We start from the raw sequence: 6559 nt of genomic DNA, 5'->3' as shown, positions 1-6559 counted from the left end.
GAGTATTGCATGATTTTAGAGAAATGGTATTACTATACTGATGCTAACGGATTTGATATGAGATGTTCCCGAACGCTTCTCTTCCCATTTTTAAAACAGGAATTACTCTATGTCTCGCCTGTCTTGCGGCCTACTGTTTGCTTTCCTGTTGCTATTTCCCTCGAAAACCTTCGCCCAAATCGTCCCCGACGGCACTTTGGGCCCGGAAAGTTCGCGCCTTGTTCCCGATACTATCAACAACTTACCATCAGATAGAATCACTGGCGGCGCAACTCGCGGCTCTAGCTTGTTTCACAGTTTCGGCGAATTCAATATCAAAGAAGGGCGGGGAGCTTATTTTGCCAATCCCAGCGGAATTGCTAACATTTTTACCCGCATCACGGGCGGTAAATCCTCAAATATTTTAGGAACTCTGGGAGTTTTAGGCAATGCTAATTTATTTTTAATTAACCCGAAAGGCATTGTCTTCGGCCCAAATGCGCGGTTAGATTTGCGCGGTTCGTTTGTAGGTTCAACGGCTGACAGTGTTGTGTTTGATAACGGCTTTGAATTCAGCAGCACCAACCCGCAAACATCACCGCTGTTAACAGTTAATATTCCCGTTGGTTTAAGATTTAGAGACAATCCCGGTACAATTGTCAATCAATCGACGGCAACGGGAAAGAGCAACCTGCCTGCATCTCCCGTGCCAATTCCGATTACTAATCGAGTTGGTTTAGCCGTAGAGCCAGGTCAAACTTTAGCCTTAATTGGCGGCGACATCCAAATTCCAGGCGGCAATTTAACCGCCAATGGCGGACAAATTTTGCTCGGTAGTGCAGCTAGTCCCGGTTTAGTTAATTTGGCACTGACATCGGGCCCGCAGCAGGGAAGTTTAAGTTTAAATTATGACAAAATTCAGAACTTCGGCAATATTCAAATATCCGATGGCACGCTCATAAATACCAGCGGCACCGGTGGCGGCAGAGTAGAGTTAAAAGGTGGAAATGTCACCCTAGACGGTGCGCGATTTTATGCGATTACACTGGGCAATATTGATGGTAGAGGTATCGATATCGATGCCCAAAAATTGCGATCGCAAAACGGTACACAATTTTCTACTTTGACTCTAGGAGATGGTGCCGGAGGTAATATCAATTTCCGCGCTGCTGATTCAATAGAAATGAGCGGGCTGGGAGTTGATGCCTTTCAACAGGTGGCAATTACATACCTGGTATCGGGAACCACAGACCCGTTCGATCCGCTATTTACGCTGTTTAATGCTAGTGCTGGTGCTGGTGCTGGGGGGAGTATTACCTTCAACACCGGACGCTTGCTATTCAACAATGGGGTACTCGGTAGCGGGATAACTTTTGGTGGTGGAAGTGGCGGAAATTTAATTGTTCGCGCCAATACTTTTGAGATGGTGGGTTCTGGAGTCAATAACGGGACGGCGAAAGAAAGTACCGGCGCGGGAGGAGGTATTAGTATTGATGTCAGTCGATTAATTATGCGCGACGGTTCTCTTTTGGGTACTACGAGTTACAGCAGCGGCCCGTCTGGGAGTATTAATGTTAAAGCTGCTGAATCAGTCGAATTGTTTAACAGCGGCCCGCGAACAGTTGTGTCAACCGGAATCAGCACGCTGAGTATCGGTTCTACCGGCCCTGCGGGGAATATTAATGTTGATACGAAGCGGTTGAGTCTCTCTGGCGGTTCTGCGTTTACATTAGGAACTGGTGTTTTAGTTGGCAGGTTTTTGTTTTCTCAGGATGGCGGGCCTGCTGGAAATTTAACAGTTAGGGCGACTGAATCAGTAGAAATTTCAGGTATTTCTCAAGTTTTGACCAGCGGAATTCAGAATGCTAGCGCGCTGACTTCTGGAACTTTGAGTTCTAGTCGGGGCGGGGATATTCGGATCGATACGCCCAGCCTCACTGTGCGGGATGGGGGAATAGTTTCTACGAGTTCTTTGGGTAGGGGAAATGTGGGGAATATTACTGTTAATGCCGATCGCATTTTGGTCAGCGGCACCAGTAATAACGGTCTGTTTGTCAGTACAATAGATGCTTCGGTTGGTAAGACATTCGGTACTAATCCCGATGCTACAGCAAATGCTGGCTCGTTGAATCTGACGGCGCGCGATCGGCTAACTGTCGCAAAGGGAGCTACAATCACGGTGCAGGCTACTGGAACCGGACGCGCCGGTAATATCAATATTGTCGCAAAGTCGATCGCCCTCGACAACAAAGCGAGAATAGACGGCACGACAGTATCGGGTACGGGTGCAAATATTAACCTGCAAGCGCAAGACATCCAATTGCGCCGCAACAGTCGAATTACCACCGATGCGGGCAATTCTGACGGCGGCAACATCAACATCAACAGCGGCATTCTTGTTGCCCTCCCCCAAGACAACAGCGACATCACCGCTAACGCCCGCACAGCAGCCGGGGGGCGCGTCAGCGTCAATGTCCCCAGTGTTTTTGGCTTTAGTGCAGTTACTCGCGAACAAGTCAGAAGCAGGTTGAATCTGGATGACGCGCAATTTGCAAATTTGCAAGTAAGTCCTACTTCCCTACTTGGGAGTAGCGACATCGCCGCGATTTCCCAAAGTGGCGGCCCGGCTTTGCAAGGGGCGGTAACATTCGGCGCCTCTGGGGTGAATCCCGCTCAAGGTTTAGTGGAACTGCCACAAAATTTGGTCGATCGGGCGGCGTTAATTGCGGCAAATCCCTGTCTAGAAGGGGGCGAGAACGAGTTTACCGTCACCGGTAAAGGGGGAGTGCCACCGAGTCCTAACGATGTTCTCAGCAGCGAACCTGCACCGTTTCCGTGGGTGGAAGGTTCGGCAGCGAGCAATGTACGGGATGTAACGGATGTAACGGATGTAACGGATAGAAGTTCGAGGGAAGAAACGGAAAAAAAAGCTCGGGAAGTTGTTCCGGCGCGCGGTTGGGTGATGAATGCCAAAGGAGAAGTTACGCTGGTGGCTGCGGAAGTTGCGGGTCAATTTCCACAGCGCACGAGGCATCCTGTTTCGGTTTGTCAGCCTCGATGACCTGAAAATAGCTGATGTTGGAAAAATTCTCTCCGAATGTCAGCTAACAAAAGGTTATATCAAATCCTCTCTTCATCGGAATAGTAAATTAACTGTTGACTGTTGACTGTTAACAGTTAACATCATGTATGAGTGCAACAGGAATTGATATGAATTATGCTTTTTCAAAATCTATAATTGTGGAAATTAAGCAACATGAATCAGCTCAAAGACCGAGAAAAATACTATATTTCAGTTTTCAAGTGGATGAAATACAGTAGGAAGGCAGCAGTGCCTTGTCCCTACCCTATATCGGTACTTAAGTCTACAGAAAATCGCTATCTTTTAGGAGCTATTTACCTGTTACTTTTGAGCGGTTATTGGTGCTTTTTTCCCGGAAGCGCGATCGGCCAAATCATCCCCGACAGCAGCTTGGGTGCAGAAAGTTCGCGCACTGTTCCCGATACTATCAACAACTTACCCTCAGATAGAATCACTGGCGGTGCAACTCGTGGAGTAAATTTATTTCACAGTTTCCGAGAATTCAACATCGGTGAAGGCAGAGGCGCATATTTTGCCAATCCCAACGGCATTGCTAATATTTTTACCCGCGTCACAGGTGGTAATCCTTCCAATATTTTAGGAACCTTGGGCGTGCAAGGCAATGCTAATTTATTTTTAATCAATCCCAGAGGAATTATTTTTGGTCAGAATGCGCGGTTAGATTTAGGCGGTTCCTTTATCGGTTCTGCTGCTGCGGGTGTTGTGTTTAATAATGGTTTTGAATTCAACGCTGCGAATCCCAACGCAGTACCATTGTTAGCGATTAATATTCCAGTGGGTTTAAGTTTTCGAGAAAATCCCGGCACAATTGTCAACACTTCCCAAGCAATCGGCCCCACACCGACCTTACCGCCATTGCCCATAGAAATTCCTGTTTCCAATAAACTCGGTTTAGCAGTAGCTCCCGGTCAAACCTTAGCCTTAATTGGCGGTGACATTCAACTGCAAGGAGGCAATTTAACAGCTTATACCGGACAAATATTATTGGGGAGTGTGAAAAGTCCGGGTTTAGTACAATTTGAACCAACCGCTTTATGTCTGAATTTAAACTATGACAATATTGCCAATTTTGGCAATATTGAAATGAACGGTGCGTCGATAAATACTAGCGGATTAGGAGGCGGTAAAGTAGATATTCGAGGTGCGAATGTCACCGTCAGTAGTTCGGGAATTTATAGCCTAACACTCGGAAATATTGATGGCAGAAGTATTGATATTAATGCCCAAAACTTGCGAATAGATAAAGGGTCGCAAATTCTCACCGCCACATTGGGAGATGGGAAGGGGAACAATTTAAATATCCACGCTACTGACTCAGTAGAAATGAGCGGGCTGGGAATTGAAGGCTATCAGCGGATTTATAGCCAATATCTAGCCTCTGGATTGTTCAACCCTTTTGACCCGCAAATTATTCTGAGTGCTGGTACTGCTGGCAGTGGAGCTGCCGGAGAGATTAACATTGACACCGGACGGCTGTTGCTGCGCGATGGGGCAGTGGGCGGTACAGTCACTTTTAGTGCTGGAAATAGCGGAAATCTGAATATCCGTGCTAACACCGTCGAATTCATCAGTTCAGCGCTCAACAGCGGAACAAATCGTGGAAGTAGCGGTCAGAGCGGAAGCATAACTATTGACGCACAACGGTTAATCATGCGCGATGGCTCCAATCTCGTTAGCATCACCCGCAGTGATGGAGCATCGGGGAATATCGCGATTAAAACAACTGAATCTGTAGAGTTGTCGGGGAGTCTGCCTGGAAGTACGGCACAAACTATCCTCGGCACTAACTCTTTCGATGGGAAGGGGAAATCTGGGGATATTACCATCGACACTAAGCGACTGAGTGTTTCTGAGGGAGCCTCAATTACTTTATCGACGGGTTCGATTATTGGCGAAACCGTGTTTTCTACCAGTGGGGGGGCTGGAGGAAATTTAACTGCGAGAGCTTCAGAGTCAATAGAAGTGAGCGGCGTATCTGGAGTTTTAGGGAATGCGGGCTTCGCACCGAGTTCTCTAGGGACTCAAAGTACAACCTCTGCTAGGGGTGGAGATATCCGCCTCTCAACACCTAAACTAACTGTGCGGAATGGGGGGATTATTTCTGCGGCTTCTTTGAGTGCAGCAGATGCGGGAGATGTTACCATTAATGCCGATCGCATAGAAGTGCAAGGTATCGATCGTAACAGTGGGCTGAGCAGTAAAATTGAGGCTTCGGCTGGTAGGGCGTTTGCTTTGGTCAATCCTAACGCTACGGGGAATGCGGGCTCGTTGAATCTGAATGTCAATCAATTGATTGTCCGGGATGCGGCAACGGTGAATGTTGAGTCTTTAGGAACGGGAAGGGCTGGCAATATTAATGTTGTAGCTGACTCAATTGCCCTAGATAATAAAGCCAGCATTGACGGTACAACTGTCTCCGGTACTGGGGCAAATATTAACCTCCAAGCACGGGATATCCAGTTGCGACGCGGCAGCAGAATTACCACTGATGCTGGTATTTCTGACGGGGGAAATATCAGAATTAACAGCGATATTCTGGTAGCTCTCCCACGAGAAAATAGCGATATTACTGCGAATGCGCGATCGGCCCGAGGTGGCCGCGTGAATGTCAATGTCCCCAATGTTTTTGGGTTTACAGCAGCCAGTCGCGAACAGGTCCGAGGTACTTTGGGATTAACAGATGCTCAATTTGCAGATTTGCAAGTAAGTCCTACTTCTCTAGTTCCTACCAGCGATATTGCGGCTATTTCCCAAAGTGAGGGCCCGGCTTTGCAAGGTACTGTTACTTTTAGCCCTGCTGGGGTAAATCCCGCTCAAGGTTTAGTGGAACTGCCGCAAAATTTGGTCGATCGGGCGGCATTAATTGCGGCAAATCCCTGTCTCGAAGGGGGCGAGAACGAGTTTACAGTCACCGGTAAAGGGGGAGTGCCACCGAGTCCTAACGATGTTCTCAACAGCGAATCTGCACCGTTTCCGTGGGTGGAAGGTTCGGCAACGAGCAATGTACGGGATGTAACGGATGTAACGGATGTAACGGATGGAGGTTCGAGGGAAGAAACGGAAAAAAAAGCTCGGGAAGTTGTTCCGGCGCGCGGTTGGGTGATGAATGCAAAAGGGGAAGTTACGCTGGTTGGATACAATCCGGGTAATGCTGCTTACTCTCGCAATCCTCGATCGAACTCTCGTTGTGTGCCGCGCTAAAAAGCTAAAAAAGGGGAATCTTTCTGATAGCCCAATACGATTTACTTAAGTTATAAGTTGTAGGGTGCGTCGCTACTTTGACTTAAGTAAACCGTATTGAAATATATTAAGCTTTTGTGCATTTAAATTGTATAGAACCCATTTGATATCTATTCTGCGTAAATCTCAGAAACCGGGTTTCTCTTTATATTTCTCGTCACCCAATCAAAAACTCCAAGAATACCCGGTTTCTCGCCCCTTGCGTAAATCTCATAAACCAGTTTCTCTCTATATTTC

2 protein-coding genes are annotated in these 6559 nt (G+C 47.4%); both read left to right on the top strand.

Features of this window, described 5'->3' with window-relative positions; all coding sequences use genetic code 11:
* The first annotated feature begins 109 nt into the window (after positions 1–109).
* Complete coding sequence (locus AACV78_RS16565; protein WP_194012701.1) at positions 110–3040, top strand: two-partner secretion domain-containing protein; 2931 nt, start codon at positions 110–112, stop codon at positions 3038–3040.
* Between the two features lie 195 nt (positions 3041–3235).
* Complete coding sequence (locus tag AACV78_RS16560; protein ID WP_228042716.1) at positions 3236–6283, top strand: beta strand repeat-containing protein; 3048 nt, start codon at positions 3236–3238, stop codon at positions 6281–6283.
* The last annotated feature ends 276 nt before the right edge of the window (positions 6284–6559 follow it).

Source organism: Tychonema sp. LEGE 07196 (assembly GCF_963890365.1).
Lineage (GTDB): Bacteria > Cyanobacteriota > Cyanobacteriia > Cyanobacteriales > Microcoleaceae > Microcoleus.
The sequence above is the reverse complement of the archived record's forward strand: the minus strand, read 5'-3'. Positions and strand labels throughout refer to the sequence as shown.